Source organism: Bacteroides fragilis NCTC 9343, from assembly GCF_000025985.1.
Taxonomy (GTDB): domain Bacteria; phylum Bacteroidota; class Bacteroidia; order Bacteroidales; family Bacteroidaceae; genus Bacteroides; species Bacteroides fragilis.
Genome location: NC_003228.3, coordinates 3,556,023 through 3,576,548, shown reverse-complemented (window position 1 = coordinate 3,576,548; position 20,526 = coordinate 3,556,023). Strand labels below are relative to the sequence as shown.

17 protein-coding genes and 1 tRNA gene are annotated in these 20,526 nt (G+C 45.0%); 10 read left to right on the top strand and 8 right to left on the bottom strand.

What is annotated here, in order from left to right; all coding sequences use genetic code 11:
* Positions 1–61 precede the first annotated feature (61 nt).
* Positions 62–406 carry a hypothetical protein gene (locus tag BF9343_RS14730; protein ID WP_005789226.1) on the bottom strand — a complete coding sequence of 115 codons (345 nt, stop codon included), beginning with the start codon at positions 404–406 and terminating at the stop codon, positions 62–64.
* Entirely contained in the window at positions 403–705 is a 303-nt protein-coding gene (locus BF9343_RS14725) for an FtsB family cell division protein (RefSeq protein WP_005789224.1), read from the bottom strand. Before BF9343_RS14725 ends, BF9343_RS14730 begins: the two co-directional genes overlap by 4 nt.
* Before the next feature lie 147 nt (positions 706–852).
* On the opposite strand from BF9343_RS14725, the gene BF9343_RS14720 reads away from it, so the two are divergent.
* The 10 genes from BF9343_RS14720 to BF9343_RS14675 all read left to right on the top strand — a co-directional run bounded on the left by BF9343_RS14720 (position 853) and on the right by BF9343_RS14675 (position 13,554).
* The gene (locus BF9343_RS14720; protein ID WP_010993252.1) at positions 853–2,697 is read left to right on the top strand and encodes a DNA polymerase III subunit gamma/tau; all 1,845 of its coding nucleotides are present in this window, start codon (positions 853–855) and stop codon (positions 2,695–2,697) included.
* Positions 2,698–2,797: 100 nt separating this feature from the next.
* Positions 2,798–3,778, top strand: coding sequence for a GIN domain-containing protein (locus BF9343_RS14715; RefSeq protein ID WP_010993251.1), 981 nt, complete (start codon positions 2,798–2,800; stop codon positions 3,776–3,778).
* A gap of 368 nt (positions 3,779–4,146) precedes the next feature.
* Positions 4,147–6,885: a carboxypeptidase-like regulatory domain-containing protein gene (locus BF9343_RS14710; RefSeq protein ID WP_010993250.1), complete on the top strand. Its 2,739-nt coding sequence runs from the start codon at positions 4,147–4,149 to the stop codon at positions 6,883–6,885.
* A 26-nt stretch (positions 6,886–6,911) separates the two neighbouring features.
* A complete protein-coding gene (locus tag BF9343_RS14705; protein WP_010993249.1) occupies positions 6,912–8,126 on the top strand; it encodes a DUF4876 domain-containing protein in 1,215 nt (404 codons plus the stop codon).
* Positions 8,127–8,164: 38 nt separating this feature from the next.
* Positions 8,165–9,715: a DUF6850 family outer membrane beta-barrel protein gene (locus BF9343_RS14700; RefSeq protein ID WP_041926244.1), complete on the top strand. Its 1,551-nt coding sequence runs from the start codon at positions 8,165–8,167 to the stop codon at positions 9,713–9,715.
* Between the two features lie 21 nt (positions 9,716–9,736).
* Positions 9,737–10,321 carry a hypothetical protein gene (locus BF9343_RS14695; protein WP_005789211.1) on the top strand — a complete coding sequence of 195 codons (585 nt, stop codon included), beginning with the start codon at positions 9,737–9,739 and terminating at the stop codon, positions 10,319–10,321.
* Positions 10,305–10,880, top strand: coding sequence for a PepSY-associated TM helix domain-containing protein (locus tag BF9343_RS14690; protein ID WP_005789209.1), 576 nt, complete (start codon positions 10,305–10,307; stop codon positions 10,878–10,880). Before BF9343_RS14695 ends, BF9343_RS14690 begins: the two co-directional genes overlap by 17 nt.
* Positions 10,881–10,907: 27 nt before the next feature.
* Entirely contained in the window at positions 10,908–11,795 is an 888-nt protein-coding gene (locus tag BF9343_RS14685; protein WP_005789207.1) for an ABC transporter ATP-binding protein, read from the top strand.
* A 25-nt stretch (positions 11,796–11,820) separates the two neighbouring features.
* Entirely contained in the window at positions 11,821–12,492 is a 672-nt protein-coding gene (locus BF9343_RS14680; protein ID WP_005789206.1) for a hypothetical protein, read from the top strand.
* 33 nt (positions 12,493–12,525) lie between these two features.
* On the top strand, positions 12,526–13,554 hold the full coding sequence (locus BF9343_RS14675; RefSeq protein ID WP_005798820.1) for a DUF4857 domain-containing protein: 1,029 nt from the start codon (positions 12,526–12,528) through the stop codon (positions 13,552–13,554).
* 191 nt (positions 13,555–13,745) lie between these two features.
* Here BF9343_RS14675 and BF9343_RS14670 read toward each other — a convergent pair.
* The 6 genes from BF9343_RS14670 to ffh all read right to left on the bottom strand — a co-directional run bounded on the left by BF9343_RS14670 (position 13,746) and on the right by ffh (position 20,439).
* A tRNA-His gene (locus BF9343_RS14670) sits at positions 13,746–13,819 on the bottom strand.
* Between the two features lie 79 nt (positions 13,820–13,898).
* Positions 13,899–15,017, bottom strand: a complete 1,119-nt coding sequence (locus BF9343_RS14665) for a CapA family protein (protein WP_005789202.1) — start codon at positions 15,015–15,017, stop codon at positions 13,899–13,901.
* A 12-nt stretch (positions 15,018–15,029) separates the two neighbouring features.
* Entirely contained in the window at positions 15,030–16,661 is a 1,632-nt protein-coding gene (locus BF9343_RS14660; protein WP_010993247.1) for a redoxin domain-containing protein, read from the bottom strand.
* A 67-nt stretch (positions 16,662–16,728) separates the two neighbouring features.
* Positions 16,729–17,610 (bottom strand): bifunctional methylenetetrahydrofolate dehydrogenase/methenyltetrahydrofolate cyclohydrolase FolD, encoded by an 882-nt coding sequence (folD, locus tag BF9343_RS14655; protein WP_005780414.1) that lies wholly within the window; start codon positions 17,608–17,610, stop codon positions 16,729–16,731.
* 19 nt (positions 17,611–17,629) lie between these two features.
* Positions 17,630–18,715 (bottom strand): TlpA disulfide reductase family protein, encoded by a 1,086-nt coding sequence (locus BF9343_RS14650; protein WP_005789197.1) that lies wholly within the window; start codon positions 18,713–18,715, stop codon positions 17,630–17,632.
* A gap of 404 nt (positions 18,716–19,119) precedes the next feature.
* The gene (gene ffh / locus BF9343_RS14640) at positions 19,120–20,439 is read right to left on the bottom strand and encodes a signal recognition particle protein (protein WP_005789195.1); all 1,320 of its coding nucleotides are present in this window, start codon (positions 20,437–20,439) and stop codon (positions 19,120–19,122) included.
* Between the last annotated feature and the right edge of the window lie 87 nt (positions 20,440–20,526).

The following is a 20,526-nucleotide window of genomic DNA, read 5'->3' as shown; positions in this document are numbered from 1 at the left end:
GCATCCTGCCGACTGTTGTCTTGTTGACCAGAGCTCTGTCTTACCTATCGGAAAACAAATTCTATTTGGAAAGTTCTTTTTCTTCTTCCTGCGGAATACGGAATGCCGTGTATAATTCCAGTATGGCTGCGATAGTAAGGCAGGCAATCCATTCATTGCCACGTGTGGTGAACATAAAAGCTCCTGTCAATATCAGTGCTAATGCACCGAAGATCTGCTGGATACGCAGTCGGCGGAGCGTCTTGCTTTTAGCCCGAAGCGGAGTATTCACCTGAGCCAATGCGACAAAACCTGCCCCGATGGTATATATATAAGGTGCATAGACCCATCCGGTGATAAAGACAGCGGCCCCTATGAGGGCCATTACTGCGCCTACGGCGAAAAGTGCGGGTATCAGTTGTTTCATTCTTCCTCGTCAAATACGTAAATGTCTTCGTTGGGCTTTTTCATCAGGTATTTTTCGCGCGCTATCTGTTCGATAGCTTCGGGATTGGTACTCAGTTCGTTGAGGCGCTCCGTATTCTCTTCGTATTCTGCGCGATATTTATCAATCTCTCCCTGCAAGCGGCTGATTTCGCGTGCGTAGCCGATGCGGCGGATCATACTGTTTTCGTCCAGAAATCCGATGATGACACCGAATGCCACAACGGTAATCCAGTATTTATGTCTGCCTATGAACTCCCAGATAGTGATTAATTTGCCCATGATTTTCTCATTAATTCCAGTTGCAAAGATAAAACTAATAACTTAAAACGTATCATTTCCGCTCTAAAACTTATTTCGCTTCCTTTTTTATCCTTGCACTTTTTTGCGTACATTTGCACAAACTCAAAAATAGAGATTATCCGGAATATGGAAAACTATATCGTATCCGCCCGTAAATACCGCCCTTCCACTTTTGAGTCGGTTGTGGGACAACGGGCACTGACCACTACACTGAAAAATGCTATCGCCACTCAGAAACTGGCGCATGCTTACCTGTTCTGCGGACCGCGCGGAGTGGGTAAAACGACTTGTGCACGTATCTTTGCCAAGACCATTAACTGTATGAACCTTACGGCAGATGGCGAAGCCTGTAATGAATGTGAGTCGTGTGTCGCCTTCAACGAGCAACGGTCGTACAATATTCACGAGCTGGATGCGGCGTCCAATAACTCGGTAGACGATATCCGTCAGTTGGTGGAGCAAGTACGCATTCCGCCCCAGATTGGCAAATATAAAGTATATATCATTGACGAGGTACACATGTTGTCAGCTTCGGCATTCAATGCTTTTCTGAAAACACTTGAAGAGCCTCCCCGCCACGCCATATTTATTCTTGCAACAACGGAGAAACATAAGATTCTTCCTACCATCTTGTCGCGTTGTCAGATTTACGACTTTAACCGTATCAGCGTAGATGATACTGTGAACCATTTGACTTACGTAGCGTCTAAAGAAGGAATCACGGCGGAGCCTGAAGCCTTGAACGTGATTGCGCTCAAAGCGGATGGGGGTATGCGTGACGCTCTCTCTATCTTTGATCAGGTGGTTAGTTTCACCGGAGGAAATATCACCTACAAGAGTGTGATTGAGAATCTCAATGTATTGGATTACGAGTATTACTTCCGTTTGACAGACTGTTTTCTTGAGAATAAAGTGAGCGATGCCTTGTTGCTTTTCAACGATGTGCTCAACAAGGGATTCGACGGAAGTCACTTTATTACCGGACTTTCATCTCATTTCCGCGACTTGCTGGTTAGTAAAGATGCCGCCACGCTTCAGTTGCTTGAGGTAGGTGCCGGTATTCGTCAACGCTATCAGGAACAAGCGCAGAAGTGTGCGTTACCTTTCTTGTACCGGGCCATGAAGCTTTGCAATGATTGTGACATGAATTATCGTGCTAGCAAAAACAAGCGTTTGCTGGTGGAACTGACTTTGATACAAGTTGCGCAGCTTACCGTCGAGGGGGATGATGGTAGTGGTGGGCGTGGCCCTAAACAAGCTATAAAACCCATTTTCACGCAACCCGCCGCTGCTCAGCAGCCTCAGGTAGCACCTATTGCTTCACCATCTCAGAGTATGAATGCTGCTACACCTGTTGCTCCGCAGGCTGTGTCTCAACAGGCTGGCAGTTCCCCAGCTGTCAATGTACGTCCGGGTGGAGCAGTTTCTCCATCGGGTGCTATGCCCGATGCGGTACGGATGGCTCAATTTAAAGAGGAAAAGAAGATTCCTGTCATGAAAAAGTCCAGTCTTGGACTTTCCATCAAGCATCCGCAAAAGGAGGAAGAACAGCGGGGAGCGGGTGTTGTCCATACTGCTCATATGTCGACGCAGCAGATCGAAGAAGATTTTATTTTTAACGAACGGGATCTGAATTATTATTGGCAGGAGTATGCCGGACGTATGCCGATCGAACAAAAGGCGATAGCCATGCGTATGCAGAATATGCGTTTGTCATTGCTCAACGACACGACTTTTGAGGTGGTGGTAGATAATGAAATCATTGCGAAAGATTTCACGGCTCTGATTCCCGGTATACAAGCTTACTTGCGTGGTTCGCTGAAGAATCGTAAGGTGACAATGACTGTCCGCGTCAGTGAAGCAACCGAAAATGTACGTGCTGTCAGTCGTGTGGAAAAGTTTCAGATGATGGCTCAAAAGAATAATGCATTGTTACAGTTGAAGGAAGAATTTGGGTTGGAACTCTACTAAAAAAGATACTGCGTTACCTATTTTCAAAAAAGAGGATCGGCCATGCAACGTTTTGTGTTGTTGTAACGTCTAATAGCTATAATCAAAAAACATAATCGATATGAAAGCAATTTGTAATAAAGGGATTTGTGTATTTCTTTTTTTGTCGTTACTGATGTCGGCAACTATGGTAAATGCACAGAGAGTGATCACAGCAAGTGGTAAGTATATAACAAAGAATATCAAAGTGACCCGGTTTGATCAGATTTATTTGAAAGGAAGTCCCACGATTGAATATACGCAGTCCCCGGGAGCATCCAAAGTACAAATTGCAGGATCGGATAATTTGGTCGATTTGGTGGAGTGCCGTGTAGAAGGAAGTACGTTGATAGTGAATATGAAGTCACGTACCAATATTTCTTATGGTAAAGAGGGACGACTGAAAATCTTGGTTTCCAGTCCGATGCTGAAGAGCGCTTCTTTGCAAGGTTCTGGCGATATCCATTTAGGAAGTCTGAAAGTGGAAGGGCTGGATGTATCATTGACCGGTTCAGGTGATATTGTTGCGGAAAATATAACTTGCAACAGTGATTTTTCTGCCCTGTTGAAAGGTTCGGGTGACATTGACGTGAAGGGGCAGCTTCGTGCTAAAAGTGTGAATCTGAATTTGCAAGGCTCCGGTGACTTGAAAGTAGCAGGTGTTACCGGAAGCGAAATCAGTGCGATGCTTCAGGGATCGGGTGACTTGAAAGTTGGAAGTACTAATATCACATCGACTGTAATGGCAAAGTTGAGTGGCTCGGGTGATATGGATGTATTGGATATTCGTGCCAATAGCGTATCCGGACAGTTGGATGGCTCAGGAGACATGACTTTGTCGGGTTCTGCTTGTAATGCCACGTTGGTTTTGAACAGGTCGGGAGAACTCAGTGCGCGAAAACTGGATGCTGAAAATGTAACGGCTCATGTCAATGGATCAGGGGAAATCTCCTGTACAGCCACGAAGACACTTGAAACCAATATCCAAGGTAGTGGAGAAATTTCTTATAAAGGAAATCCGAGTATACGGTCGACAGGTAAGAATCATCTGAACAGACTCTAAAAAGTATTACATTCTGCCGACAGGCAAGACGGATAAAGCGTCTCCTAACAATAAACATCCATTGTTAGGGGGCGCTTCGTCTATTATCCCCTGTAGTAATCTTGTTTTCTATACGAAGTGATGGAGCCGGCCGGATATGATTTCTGTTATGTAAAAAAGGTGATAACCGTCTTACACTTTGCCGATCGACTGCCGGAAGAGGTGATTGCTACGTTGTCTGGCAGAGTATCTGTATCTACGTTGATGATTGTTAAGTAAACACCTAAATGTAGGTATCCTATTTGTGAATAGATACACTATTATACCTAATTTTTGGTATTGCCTCTGCTGCGGATATCTTATACTTTTGCGAGCTAATAGAAAGTAAGATGATTCGTAAAATTGCATATACATTTTTTTCTTTTCTAATTTGCTGCAATGTATCTCTTGCGTGGGGACAGACATTTGCATTCCGAGGTACTGTATTGGATGAACAGACTCATAAGGCATTGGATTATGCCACCATTCAGTTGTTTGTGGAAAAGCAATTTGCTTATGGAGGAATAACAGATGCAAACGGACATTTTGAACTTCTTCATATCCATCCTGGGACCTATCGGATTATCATATCTTATTTAGGATATGATTCTACCGAGAAAGAAATTAAGGTTGTGGGAAATACTTCTGATATATTTTATTTAAAGCCCTCGAAAATGGCGCTGAACGAAGTGGTAGTGACTGCTTCCGAATCAAAGCGTGCGACCAGTGCTTCCATAGTTGACCGTACCGCCATGAAACATCTTCAACCCAGCAGTTTCAGTGATTTGATGGAATTGGTACCCGGAGGAAAATCGGCTGATCCTCAGATGGGACAGGCTAATCTGATCCGTATACGTGAAACGGGTAAGACGGAAGATATCTCTTCATTGGGAGTCGGATTCTATATTGATGGTATCTTTCAGAATACGGATGCGAATCTGCAATATATGCCGAGTAGCACTTCTGCCGTAAATGCAACGAGTACGATGTCAAAAGGGGTGGACATGCGTACTATCCCGACTGATAATATTGAAAAGGTGGAGATCATTCGTGGTATTCCTTCGGTAGCTTACGGTAACGTGGCAAACGGTGCGGTGATTATTCAGCGTAAAACCAGTGAAAGTCCGTTATCCGCACGTTTCAAAGCCGATAAGACCAGTAAGCTGTTTTCTGTAGGCAAAGGATTCCGGTTGGATGGGAACGGACGTTATGTTTTGAATACCGATTTGAGTTATCTGGATTCAAAGATAGATCCCCGCAATAGTGTGAAAAACTATACCCGTCTCACAGCTTCCGCACGCCTGGATGGAAAGTGGTTATGGAATGAACGCAATATTCACTGGAACCTCAGTACCGATTATACCGGTTCGTTTGATGATGCAAAGAGGGATAAAGATGCGACAGTAAAGGAAGATTCCTATAAATCAGACTTTAGCAGCTTCAAAATGGCGGGAAAATGGAATCTGAAATTTTCGAATCATTCGTGGATTCGTGAGATTCATGCGGCAACCTCTGTTAGTTGGCAGTGGGAGAAGATGCGTGAAACAAAATCCGTCTCTCTGAATCGTCCGGCTGCCATTGCCACTCAGACAGAGACCGGAGAATCTGACGGTATCTATCTGCCTTATAATTATGTGGCACAGATGGAGATTGACGGTAAACCTTTATATGTCACGGTTTCCGCACGTACACATTTGGCTTTTCCACTGGGTGGACTGCAAAATAGGATGAATTTGGGAGTGGAATGGAACTACCAGAAGAATTTGGGGAAAGGCCAGGTATTTGATGTGACACGACCTATCAGTGAAGGTTTAAGTACGCGTCCGCGCCGTTTTAAAGATATACCGGGACTGCAACCTTTTGCTTTCTATGCCGAAGAGGTGTTGAGTCTTCCCGTAAAAAGGCATAAATTGGCTTTTACAGCCGGTATCCGTTTGCAGTCTTTATTGGGGCTGGACCGCAAATATGAGATGCAGGGTAAGATCTATCCAGACCTTCGTCTGGATCTGCAATGGAGTTTGCCTACATCCAACGGATGGAATATTGCCTTTTCGGGAGGTCTGGGCTGGATCAGCCGTATGCCGACTACCGCACAGCTGTATCCGGACTTCAAGTATGTGGATTTGATTCAATTGAATTATTATCATAACCATCCGGATTATCGCCGCATCAATATGATGACGTATAAATGGGATAATACTAATTATCAGTTGGAACCGGCACGTAACATGAAATGGGAAGTGCGGGCGGATATTGGTTACAAAGGAAACCGTTTGTCGGCGACTTATTTCCGCGAACGGATGAATAATGCTTTTGATGACCTCACATACTATAAATCATTGGCATATAAGTTATATGATCCGGCAAGTATCGATGGTTCGGCTTTGACAGCCCCTCCCGAACTTTCTCAGTTGACTTATGCCAATGAATACAACCTGGATGTGTATTCCACGCAAGGAAATGGAATGAAGGTGCATAAAGAAGGAGTGGAGTTTCAGTTCGCTTCCAGACGAATTGAATCGCTTAAGACTCGTGTCACAGTGTATGGAGCTTGGATAAAGACAGTTTATAGTTCGGATTCTCCCAAATACAAGGCCTCTTCTATATTGCTGGACAACAAACAGTTGAAATATGTGGGATTGTACCAGGGGGAGAACGGGACAGAAAGTCAGGCATTCAATACGAATTTTATGTTTGATACTTATATACAGCGTTTGGGACTTACTTTCTCCACATCGGCACAATGTACTTGGTATACCAACAGACGGAACTTATGGAATGATGGCGTTCCGGTCAGCTATATCGACCAATCCGGTGAAACACATCTATTTCGTGAAGAAGATAAAAACAATATTCAGTTACAGCATCTGGTAGAGAAATATTCGGCTACCTATTTTGAGCGTACCACCGTACCTTTTTATATGGATATCAATCTGAAGGCGAGTAAGCGGATCGGTAAATATCTGAACCTGGCTTTTTATGTAAACCGGCTTTTAGGTATTTATCCTGATTATACCCTACGGGGTGTGTTGCAGCGGAGAACCTCCGAGTCGCCTTATTTCGGTATGGAGATGAACCTGACTTTTTAGTAAATGAACAATAAAACAAAATAGAAATGAAAATGAAAAAGAATCAATTGACAATGGCAATCCTTTTTGCGATCATGCTGGGATTTACCGCATGTAGTGATGATGACAAAGTAAATATATCCACTGTAAGCATTACCACTACTGTAGATACCACTATCGAGGGCCTGCAGCTGACCGGTGGAACCTATACTTTTGAAAATATAAATACATCGGTTAAGACAGACGTTGCCTATCCGCTCCAAAGCATTGAATTGGCAGATGGATTGTATAATGTGACTTTTATAGGTAAAGGTACTTATTCACAAAATGGAACTTCCGTGGAGGTCGATGTACAGGGAGTACAGCAGAATGTGACTGTTTCCGGAGGATCATGCAAGTTGGAACTAACAGTTCATGTACTCAATACAGGCGAGCCCGGTTTTGTGATTGCCGAGATATTTATTCCCGGAACCTATAATGAAGCTGGAAAACAATATAATGGCGATCAGTATGTACGTATCTATAACAACTCGGATAAAGTTTTGTATGCCGATGGATTGATCTTTATGGAATCACAATTCCAAACTACCCAAAAATACCAGTCGGTAGATCCGGATATTATGAATGAAGCCATTGCAGTAGGTTCTGTTGTAGCGGTGCCGGGCAGTGGAACGGATCATCCGGTACAACCGGGAGAATCTTTTATTCTGTGTGACAATGCGATCAATCATAAAGAGGCTAATCCGAATTCAATAGATTTAAGTAAGGCCAATTTTGAGTGGTACATAGAGTCAAAACAAGATGTGGATAATCCGGCTGTTCCCAATCTGGATATTTATTATTGTTATTCCAAAACTATTTGGGTGTTGAATAAACAGGGAAATCGTGCTTATGCTATCGGCAGATTGCCCCAAGGCATGACAAAAGAAAAGTATATTTCAGACTATGCATACAATTATACGTATATCATGCAAAACGGGACAGCCAGCAAACCCCAAAGCAAATATAAGTTCCCCAATGAATGGATAATTGATGCCGTAAACGTGGGGGCTTCCAATGAATGGCAGTGGAATGTTACTTCTACCGGATTGGATATGGGACATACTTATGTCGGTGTGAACAATACTATTGCAGAAAACATCGGAAAATGCGTAATGCGTAAAGTAGCCTATAAGGATGGTGAGCGTGAAGTATTGCAGGATACAAATAATTCTACTGTTGATTTTACACCTGCAGCCACTCCGAGCCTATTTAACAAATAATTGAATCCATCTTATTGATATATAAATCTTTATTATTCATGATGCGAATCCGAATTATCATTACGTTGCTGATTGCTTTATTTGTGGAGAGTCGGCAGGAAGCCTTCGGGCAGACTGTCGACACACTCTCCCTGTCCGATAAGGTAATCCGTACCGCTTCATTTGCGACCGGATTTCGTGGTGAGGTATGGAGGAATCCGGCACTTTATTATTACTATACTCCGTATACATGGACAAGGTTGGACGTAAATGGAGCTTATCATGATAAAGGAAAAGCATCTTTGAAACAGGAAGGTGATAAGGATACCCATATCGGGGTGGATGTTCACTCTTTCGTCATTCTTTCGGGACGTGATCGTGTATTCGGTTCAGCAGGATACAGGAGTGAGAAACAGGAGAATGTGCTATGGAACGAAAATATAGACTGGAAACTGATTGCTCCTTACGTGACCGGTGATTCTATTGGAGGTTTTTTGAAAGGAGAAACTTACTATTTCAATGGAGGTTACGCCAGTGAGTCGGGTTCTTGGACATGGGGAATCACTGGTGGTTATAGGGCTTCCCATAATTATCGGGATAAAGATCCGCGTCCGCGTAATACAGCTTCCGATCTTTCTTTTGCTTTGGGAGCAGGATATCGTTTGGGAGCGTATCGTTTGGGAGTTTCTACAGATTTCCGGCTTTATCAGCAGAAAAGTGAGATTTCGTTCCTTGCGGATAAAGGCTCTACTTCAGTATACCATATGTTGGGATTGGGTATGGATTATGTGCGTTTTGCCGGAAATCAGACCGGAACGAAGCATCAAGGTACCGAGTGGGGAGGAAGTATAGGTATCCTGCCGGTTGATACGGAGAAAGGCATATCTGCCACTGTTTCGGTCGATCGCATGTCGATGGACAAGAAATTAAGCAATGCCAATAATCTTACTTTATTGAATTTGGCAACAACGGATTTGAAAGGGAATGTGACTTGGATGCGGAAACTTCAGCAGTCGGAGCACCTTGCAGTAAAGCTGGATGCAGGCTATACAGTCCGTAAAGGGACGGAGAATCTGTACGGTGAGGCAGGCGGAAGTTCTTATGGTGCATTAATCAGTACATCTCCGGGAATGAAAGTCACGAATTGTCAGATTGCTGCCAGCGGTTTATGGGAGAGGCTTTTGACCGATAAGTCAGTATGGGGAGGAGCAATCATTCCAAGTATAATTTTTCATCGGTCGGAAACAGATTACAGTGCTATATCCCGGTTTGTTCATCTGTCGGCTCTGGAGAGCTCTTTATGTGCCCGTTTGCAGTATCAGAGGAGGCTGTTACGATTGACTGCGGAGGCCAATGGCGGGTATTATGCCAATTTATCGGCCGAACATTCTTTACCGGGGCTGAATCTTGCGAAGTCGGTCTCTCAAGCTTTGTTGGCGAATATCGACTATTTGTCCGATAGCTATGGCATGGTAGGTATTCGTTTACAAGGGGATTATCCTATTATGAAACAATATAATCTGTCTTTGTCGGTTCAATGGCAGGCCGCATATTATAAAAAAAGTGGAACGACCCGGTCTGTCGCTTGTTCACTAGGCATCTTTTTCTAACAAATAAAAACAATTAAGCATATGAAAATTAAATTTATGGTCGCTGCAACCTTAATAGCAGCTTTGGTAACTACTACTTCTTGTGGAAACAGTAACAAACAGAGTCAGTCCGAAAAAACGGAGCTGGCAGCTCCGGCGGCATTAAGTGTCGATAACCTGTTGGCACATGCCGATTCATTGGCTAACCGGGAGGTGACTATAGAAGGTATCTGCACGCATACCTGTAAGCATGGAGCTACAAAAATCTTCCTGATGGGCAGTGATGATACCAAAACGATTCGTGTGGAAGCCGGACCGCTGGGTTCATTTGACACTAAATGTATCAATGCCATTGTTACAGTGACCGGGACATTGAAAGAACAGCGGGTAGATGAAGCCTATTTGCAAAACTGGGAGTCTAAATTGAAAGCGCAGACCGAAAAATCTCATGGCGAAACAGCTGCCGGATGTGATTCGGAAAAGAAAGCGCGTGGCGAAACAGCTAATACTCCTGAAGCCCGTATTGCAGACTTTCGTGCAAAAATAGCGGAAAGAAAAGCTGCCACCGGAAAAGATTACCTATCATTCTATTATATGGAAGCAAGTTCTTATGAAATCGCGGAATAAAGGTACTGTATTTCGCAAATGGAGCCGGATCATCCACCGTGATTTATCTTTCTTCTTTGCGGGAATGATTTTGATTTATGCTATTTCGGGTATCGTGATGAACCATAGGGATAGCATAAATCCTCATTATACAGTGACACGAACGGAATATAAGATAACAGAGGACCTGTCGGATAAAAGTAAAGTCAATGAGAAAGTGATTTTGGCTTTGCTGGAACCTTTGAACGAAGCCGGAAATTTCACTAAATATTATTATCCAAAGCCGGATCGGATTAAAGTTTTTCTGAAAGGTGGTTCGAGCCTGGTGGTTAATACCCGGACAAAGGATGCTGTTTACGAAGGAGTGAAGCGTCGTCCGCTGATTTCTTCCATGGTACAGCTTCATTTCAATCCGGGTAAATGGTGGACTTGGTTTGCCGATGCCTTTGCTGTCAGTCTGATTGTTATCACCGTCAGCGGTATGGTGATGATAAAAGGTCCTAAGGGGTTATGGGGTAGAGGAGGGATCGAGTTGGTGGGCGGTATCCTGATTCCTATTCTTTTCCTGATGTGTTTCTAGTAACAAACAAAAAATGATTTATAAAGCATGAGTGCAATTATAGAATGTAAGAACCTGACCCATTATTACGGTCAGCGCAAGATTTATGAGAACTTGAGCTTTGAAGTGCCTCAAGGACGTATCTTGGGACTGTTGGGTAAGAATGGTACAGGGAAAACGACGACCATTAATATATTGAGCGGTTATCTTCAGCCGCATTCGGGCGAATGTCGCATCTTTGGTGAGAACATTCAGACCATGGATCCTGCTTTACGCAGGAACATCGGTTTGCTGTTGGAGGGGCATGTCCAATATCAGTTTATGAATATCACACAGATAGAAAAGTTTTATGCTTCTTTTTATCCGGGACAATGGAAGAAAGAAGCTTATTATGACTTGATGAACAAATTGAAGGTAGCTCCGGGACAACGTATTTCGAGAATGTCGAACGGACAGCGTTCGCAAGTGGCATTAGGGCTGATTCTGGCACAAAATCCGGAGTTGTTAATTCTGGATGACTTCTCTTTAGGACTTGATCCGGGTTATCGTCGTCTTTTTGTAGATTATTTACGTGATTATGCCCGTTCCGAGAACAAGACGGTTTTTCTGACTTCCCATATTATTCAGGATATGGAGCGGCTGATTGATGATTGTATTATTATGGATTATGGTTCTATCCTTATCCAGCAACCTATTGAAACGTTGATGAAAGGGTTGAGAAAATATACTTGCACTGTCCCCGAAGGTTATCAGCCTCAATTGCCGGTGACTTGCTATCATCCGGCTGTTATTCGTCAGACTTTGGAAACATATTCTTTTTTGCCCCCTTCGGATGTCGAGGGGCTATTGAAGGAAAATCAAGTTCCCTTTACTGGTTTGCAGCACGAAAATGTAGGTCTGGAAGATGCCTTTATCGGTCTCACCGGAAAGTATTAATAATGTAAATAAATAGAGAAGAAATATGATACAAGCCATATTTTATAAAGAGTGGATAAAAACGCGCTGGTATTTGTTGCTGGCAACCCTTTTTATGATAGGAATCACAGGATATTCCATGCTTCGTATTGGTCGTACCATTGCCATACAGGGAATCGATCATTTATGGGTGGTAATGGTCCAGAAGGATGCTATATTTATCGATCTGTTACAATTTGTTCCTTTACTGACCGGTATATTGCTGGCAGCCGTACAGTTTTTCCCTGAGATGCAACGCAAGTGTTTGAAACTTACCTTACATTTACCTTATTCACAGAAGAAGATGGTCATGGCTATGTTAGCCTTTGGAGTACTTGCGCTGTTTACATGTTTTGCTACGAGTTTTATTATCATGGGAGTTTATTTGCCGCAACACTTTACAAGTGAGCTGGTACAGCGTATCTTACTCTCGGCTGCTCCGTGGTTTTTGGCCGGATTTGCCGGGTATCTGCTTGTTTCATGGATTTGCCTGGAACCTACATGGAAGCGGAGGGTCTTGAATCTGATTATTGCCGCATTGATTTTTCGTGTCTATTTCCTGGCTCCGGGAGCAGAGGCTTATAACAGTTTCTTGCCCTGCCTGACACTTTATACGCTGCTTATCGCTTCTCTTTCATGGATTTCTGTGGTACGGTTCAAAGCCGGTAAGCAAGACTAACCGAATGTTTATTACCAAAAAAATTAAACGAACATGATTCGATTCAGCAAAATGTTTTTTTATGTTACTGTGGCTGTGCTGCTTGTATGGCAGTTGCCTTGGTGCTATGCTTTTCTCACATTGAAGCCTGCCAAGACTCCTTTTACTATGTATAGTTCCGTGCTTGGTGATTTTGTCATTACGCAACTGGATGAGAATAAGCAGCTTCACCGTTATGATACGAAAGGCAATACATATACACAACAACAGGTCGACAGTCTGTTACCTTCTCTTTACGTACGTCAGCTTACGGCAGACGAACGTTTTCCCGATACTATTTGCGGTAGGGCAGTTAGTCCGAAAGACATCCAGTTGACTAACTTTACTTTCAAGAGTGTGCCGTCAGCTATCAATGCTCCCCAAACAGGACTTTATTTCCTGATGGAGTCCATGTCCAAGCGGGTGGATTTGAAAATGCCCGAAGATGCTTTTCGCTTTACCGATAAAGGTATCGAATTTATTCGTATGGAGACGAATCGTATAGATGGGGCGAAGAGTAAATTGTTTACGGAGATGCTGGTTCAGAAAGGGTTTGCTTTTCCCGCAAGCTATGCTTCGGGCAATCCGACTACCCGTAAAGACTATGATGAGGGGTATCTGGTTTTGGATGCCAACCATAAACTGTTTCATCTGAAGTGTACCAAGGGACGTCCGTATGTGAAACTGATTCAGCTGCCTGAAGGCGTTTTGCCGGAATATGTATTTATTACTGAGTTCCGCAGTCGCCGGACTTTGGGGTATATGGTAGACAGCCAGCATCATTTTTATGTGATCAACAGTGATGGAAGTTTGGTTAAATCAGCTCTTCCCGGTTTCGATCCCACCAAAGACGAGTTGACTATCTTTGGAAATATGTTCGATTGGACTGTAAAGTTATCAACGGATAAAGATGACTATTATTATGCTTTGGATGCTACTGACTATTCACTAATTAAAGAATACGCTTATAAAGATATGCGCCGCTCTGTTCCGGGATTATCCTTTACATCCCCTGATGACAAGTTTGTTATGCCTCGTTTTTAATTGTGGTCTGACAAGGTGCATTTTGTTTTAATGGTTTACAGTTTTCTGTAGAGGCGGGATTTTGATCCTGCTTCTGCAGATTTTTTATAATCCTGTGTCTTTGGCAGACAGGTCTTTCACTTACGTTGATCCTTAATTGCCTTATATAAACAAAGAGAGGAAATTCAATAATGAATTTCCTCTCTTTGTTGGGTGGCAGATGGGACTCGAACCCACGACATTCAGAACCACAATCTGACGCTCTAACCAACTGAACTACAGCCACCATGTTAGCATCTCTCTCAAATGCGATGCAAAGGTAGCGATTCTTTTTGAATCTGCAAACATTCTGCGAACTTTTTTCTTCAAAAAATGTATTCATTAATTCCGCGGTTATGCTTGCGGAAGAGTTCCCGGGTGTCATTAATAAAGATTTTCAGGTGGTTACGTTCTTCTGCCGATAAAGAGTCTGTCGGAATGCTTGCCGGGTATAAAACGTAATTTTTCTTTTTGGAGAGTGTGGGGCGTGCAGTCCATATCAGACTATACCCGCAATTGCTGACAGATGTGCCTATACTGTTTTTCGTTAATTCGAGTTTAAAGAGCAGTCCCCCGTCTGTTTTGCGGGCAGACATGTTCGAAATAAAATTACCTAAAGAGTAAAGCACCACATTTTGCTGTCCGCTGAGCGTATCGGTTCGCAACTCCATGGGCTGTACCACGTGTGGATGGGAGCCGATCACATGGGTGACTCCCCGGCTAAGCAACCAGTCGGCAAGAGATGTTTGTTCCTTGTTGGGCAGCGATTGGTATTCGATGCCCCAGTGCATACATGCAATCAATGCATCCGGGTTCAATGCTTTGGCAGTTTCGATGTCCCGGGCCATGATATCCTTATCGATATAATTGACGATGTTGGGGGCAGATACCTTGATGCCGTTAGTGCCATATGTATAATTGAGCAGGACAATGCGGAAGCCATTCTGTTCCAGCAAGAGCGGATACCGCGAGGCACGGGCCGTACTATCGGTGTAGGTGCCGGCATACGGAATTTGTAGGGAATCCAACATCAGGATGGTTCTTTCCAACCCTTTTTTGCCTCGGTCGAGGCAATGATTGTTGGCTGTTATCAATACGTTGAAGCCGGCATCTTTGATTGCGGTCAGATATTCGTCGGGAGCACTGAAGGCCGGATACCCCCGATAGGGCTTTCCACCGAGGGTTACCTCCAGATTTCCGATGGCGATGTCTGCTTTGCCGATTTCTTCTTTTATCAGTTTAAAGTAGTCTGTATAGTCGTACCCGGTTGCTGTCCGGGCTGCGTCTATCTGTGCCTGATGCTGCATCAGGTCGCCTGCAAAGAGGAGGGTGATCTTCTGTGCGGGTATTGTGTCGGCCGATGAGGTAGGGACAGGTTGCTCTTGCGCGTTGCTACTGCAAGATACAGAACAAAAAAAGAGAAAAAGAAGAATCAGATGTTTCATAAATTACCGATATTAAAGTTCTTTCTGGAGAATACGTTCCACCTCTTCGGCTGTAGGGTTCACGGCAAGAATGATTCCTTGGGCGTTCACGAGGAAAGTTCCGCCGGCAGCGTTCGGTATCCGGTATTTTGACCAGATCTGTTGAACGTCATTCAGCTCGATAAGGTTCAGCCAGGGATAACCGTCTTTCCGTATGGCTTCTCTCATACGGATATCGCTGTTCTGCTCGCGTGCGACGCCGATGACGGTGAATCCACGGTCTTTATATTTTTCGTAGATGGGAATCAATTGCTTGGAGGTCGTACGGCACGGACCACACCAGGAAGCCCATAGGTCGATCAGAGCCACTTTTCCCCGTATCTGTTCGGACAACTGAACCATGTTACCATTCAGGTCGGGAGCGGAGAAGTCGATGAAACGGTTTCCCGTCTTGGGTTGGTTATTGTCGATAAACATTTGCATTTCCCGGGTATAAGGATGTTCGGGATAGCGGGAGGCATACACTTTTTGAAATGCTTCCAGATAGGGTGTGACGTCTTCATCTTTCCGTGCGTTCTCCACCTTCATTTTCAGGATAAATAGTCCCACCAGCGAAGGGTGTTGCGAGGCTTGTTCCGTTTCCCAAATTACTTTTTTCCGAAAGAGTTGTTCCCTTTCCTTTATAAGTGCTTTTGCTTCTTTTGTGAATGCTTCGCCACTTTCTTCCAGGCGGTCTCTTTCTCTGAAAAGCTTGTTTCTTTCTTCGGGATTGTCTTTCACCTGATCGAATTTTTTCCAGAGTGCTTGCATGGCTTCACTTTCAAAACGTCCGTATTTTTCGAGCGTATCTCTTCGTGCGTTGAGTTCATCGAAACTGAACTTATCCTTCCCTTCCGCTTCAAATAGCCGGAGGGCCGTCGTCAGTGAGTTGAGGGTCTCTATGCGATAGGGTGGGCGTGCGTCTATGGCAGATATGGTGAAAGATACCGTTCCATTTTCTGCAAAGAAAGTGACCGGATACCAGCAACCGTTTAACAGGTCGTCCCAGCAAATAAGCTCGTAAGCCTTTTCGTGGTCGGTATAGAAGTCGTACTCAAAGACACCGTTGCGCACCGGTATCGAAATCCACGGGGTACCGCGTGTATTCTTGTTGCTTTCTATAAGTATCAGGCGACTGGTTTGTGGTCGGTTTGCCATTTTGCCGGCCAGGTGGCAGTGTACTTTCTTTTTGGGGACAGATGCGTCAAGGCAAATTCCCTCGATCCGGAAGTCTTCTTCATTGTTGCTTTCTACAAAGTCTATCGTCCGGTCCTGCGGATCGATAGGGGCAAATTGCAGAGTAAACGTCACATTGCCCGAAGCCGGCATGTATACCTGCTTGTCCAGTTCGAAACCTTGCGATCGGATGACAGGGTATTTCTTCCCGCTTTGCACCCCGTGTAGAGAGAGCTCCGAAGCCAGCCGTATCCAATAGTTAGGGCGCGAGTAAGCATCCATATACAGAATGGTAGCTGTGTCATTACGGACGATCCGGCTGATTTCAAGTGCGTCGGTATTTCTTTTTTGATATGAGGGATAGTCGATAGAAGAATTTTGTGCGGCAGCCCATGGGGTACATGCGAAGAGAAAGACGCACAAGCCTGTGGTTTTAAATATCGTATTCATGATACTAAGGTATTGAAAAGCAAATTCTCCGTTTCCCCCTCTATGAAGAGGGAAACGGAGGAATGGGTTATTGATAGATCGCCTTCTTACCTGCCAGCAATGTATTTTTCATCAGTGACACGATGGTCATCGGGCCGACTCCTCCCGGAACGGGAGTGATGAACGAACACTTCGGGGATACTTCGTCAAACTTCACATCTCCTGTGAGCTTGAACCCGGACTTCTTGCTGGCATCGGGCACCCGGGTGGTACCTACGTCAATGACCACGGCACCTTCTTTCACCATTTCCGCCTTTACGAAATTGGGTTGTCCCAATGCAGCGATAATGATATCGGCTTCCCGGCACTCTTTCACCAGATCTTTTGAGCGGCTGTGACATACGGTCACCGTAGCGTCTCCCGGATAAGCCTTCTGCATCATCAGTGCAGCCATCGGTTTGCCAACAATATTGCTGCGTCCCAATACGACGCACTTTTTCCCGGATGTCTCTATCCGGTAGCGTTTCAGCAGTTCGAGGATTCCATTCGGAGTGGCCGATACATAGCAAGGCAGTCCGATAGACATGCGTCCTACATTGATCGGGTGAAATCCGTCCACATCTTTGCGGTAATCGATGGTCTCAATCACTTTTTGTTCGGAGATGTGTTTGGGCAACGGAAGTTGTACGATAAATCCGTCTACATCGTCATCTTCATTCAGTTCGCGTACTTTGGCAAGCAGCTCGTCCTCTGTCACATCACTTTCGTAACGGATCAGTGACGACTTGAATCCGCACACTTCGCAAGCTTTTACTTTGGCGGCTACATATGTCTCGCTGCCTCCGTCGTGTCCTACGAGGATGGCTGCCAGATGAGGGCGTTTGCCTCCATGAGCCACTATTTCTGCCACTTCGGCTGCAATCTCCTGCTTTACTTGTTCGGAGATGGCTTTTCCATCAATCAGTGTCATTTCTTATTCGTTTATTGAGTTATTTATTGTTTAGTACTTCGGCTACTTTATTTTTCATTCCTTCTCCTCTGAGGTCACGTGCGATGATGGTTCCGTCAGGTCCGAAGAGGAGGATGAAAGGGATACCTTTTACACCGTACAGATCCATGGGCGTCATACCGGTGTCGATAATTTGCGGCCAGTCGATATTGAGTTCCTTGATCGCTTTTTTGGTATTTTCCGGTTTGTCCCAGACTGCTACTCCCAGAACAGTCAGTCCTTTGTCTTTGTATGTGTTGTAGAGTTCGGCTATATGAGGCGATTCGGAACGGCAGGGGCCACACCAGCTTGCCCAGAAATCTACCAAAGTGTATTGACCTTTGCCCACAAAATCGGATAAAGAGCTTGCGGCGCCGTCTATGGTCTTACCGCTGAAGTCGGTAAACTTTTGTCCTACTGCCGTCGCTTTCATGCCTTGAAACTGCTTTTCGATGCGGTGATATACGCTCAGTGACTTCAACCAGGGGCCGGAAGCCGCAAATATGGTGTCCATCTCTTCGGGCAAAGCGCACATGGCAAGCTCTCTGATGGCAAACTCTCCGAGTGCATTGTCCGGGTTCTTCATAAACATGTCTTTGTATAGTCGGGTATAAGTCGGATGCCAGTAAGTATCGGCGTATTCTTTTTTAAGCCGGAGTTGTTCCGATTTGTCTTCTGTTTGCTGTTCGATGGCCGCATGTCTTTTTCTCAACTCTGTGACCAGCTCGGATGTCTTATCAGATATGTGGGTATACTCCTCATTCATTGGCGTTCCCTTCGGGTCATTGTGAGTCAGTACATTGACCTGGATGTTGCCCCCTTCGAGGATGAAGTTGGCATACTCTCTCCCCGCATCGATGCGGCAAAAACAGGGGATGTCCGCTTTTCCGGTGAATTTAAATTGCCCGTTGGTCACTTGCGTGCTATCCACTTTCATTCCGTCGTCATAACGGCTGATATAGAGTGTCTGTCCGTTCAGGGTAGAATCGTTTATCAAACCTTCTACCGTATAGGAGTGCCCATTGTGTTGTGCGTTGGCTATCCCGGCTATGGAAGCAAGCGCCAGAGTGAAGAGAATGTGTTTCATTGATTCAATGCTTTTATGGTATCAGGCAAAAGTAATATCATTTACCATCCCCTGTTTTTTGTCAAGAGTAGCTTTATAGATTATTAACAGGGTGGGGAGGAGTTCCGAAGGCAAAGAGGAACTTCTGGGAATAGAGCCGGGATCCGATGCGGGTAGAGCCGGGGTTTTACTGAAATGCAGTAAGCATCTGACTGCAATGCAGCCGGTATTCGGGAGTGGAGCAACCGTCTCCGGGACTTCAAGCGGCGGGTTATGGTTTCTTACTCCGGTAGGTACATAAAAAAAGGAGGAAACAGCGGCTTCCTCCTTCTATTGCATTCTAATTGAATTTATTGAATGATTACATAGACAAAGATACATCATCCCGAAGCCAAAGTCAAGCTTTCGGGAAGAAAAGTGCAGTCTTATTTCATCTTCGGCATCATCTTGCCCATCTTGCTGCTGGTCACCATCTTCATCATTTTGCGAGTCTGGTCAAACTGTTTCAGCAGACGGTTCACCTCCTGGATAGTCGTACCGCTACCTTTGGCGATACGTGTACGGCGCGAACCGTTCAGGATGCCCGGATTGCTGCGTTCCTCCGGAGTCATGGAGTAGATGATGGCTTCGATGCTTTTGAAAGCATTGTCGTCGATATCGATATCTTTGATGGCCTTGCCCACACCCGGAATCATTGAAGCGAGCTCTTTCAGATTACCCATTTTCTTAATCTGGGAGATCTGGCTGAGGAAGTCGTTGAAGTCGAATTGGTTCTTGGCAATCTTCTTTTGAAGGCGTTTAGCTTCTTCTTCGTCATATTGTTCCTGTGCGCGTTCCACCAACGAAACGATGTCACCCATACCCAGGATACGGTCGGCCATACGGGCAGGGTGGAACTGGTCGATGGCATCGAGTTTCTCGCCCGTACCTACAAACTTGATAGGTTTGTTCACTACCGAACGGATAGAGAGGGCCGCACCACCGCGGGTATCACCGTCGAGCTTGGTCAGCACCACGCCGTCAAAGTCGAGGCGTTCGTTGAACTCTTTGGCTGTGTTGACCGCATCTTGTCCGGTCATAGAGTCTACCACGAACAAAATTTCGTTGGGCTGGATGGCTTCTTTGATGGCAGCGATCTCATTCATCATCTGTTCGTCGACTGCCAGACGTCCGGCCGTATCGACAATTACCAGATCGTATCCCTTGGCACGTGCTTCTTTGATGGCATTCTGGGCGATGGAAACCGGATCTTTGCTGTCGATCTCCGAGTACATCGGTACGTCAATCTGTTCGGCCAATACGCGAAGCTGCTCGATAGCTGCCGGACGGTAAACGTCACATGCAACGAGCAACGGGCGTTTGTTCTTCTTGGTTTTCAGCATGCGGGCCAGCTTACCCGAGAAAGTGGTCTTACCCGAACCTTGCAAACCGGACATCAGGATGACTGCCGGCTGACCTTTGGTGTCGATTTCGACAGTTTCTCCACCCATCAGCTGGGTCAGTTCGTCATGAACAATCTTCACCATCAACTGGCTCGGTTTTACGGCTGTGAGCACGTTCTGTCCCAGTGCCTTTTCCTTCACCGTATCAGTGAATCCTTTGGCTACTTTATAGTTAACGTCGGCATCGAGCAGTGCCTTGCGCACGTCTTTCAGGGTTTCTGCTACGTTGATCTCGGTGATTTTGCCTTCACCTTTCAGAATCTTAAACGACCTTTCGAGTCTTTCGCTTAAATTGTCGAACATATCTTTGAATTATGAATTACTAATGATGTGTAAAGCCCGCCGCAAATTGTACGGATCGACACGGATTTTATATCTGACATAGAGAAT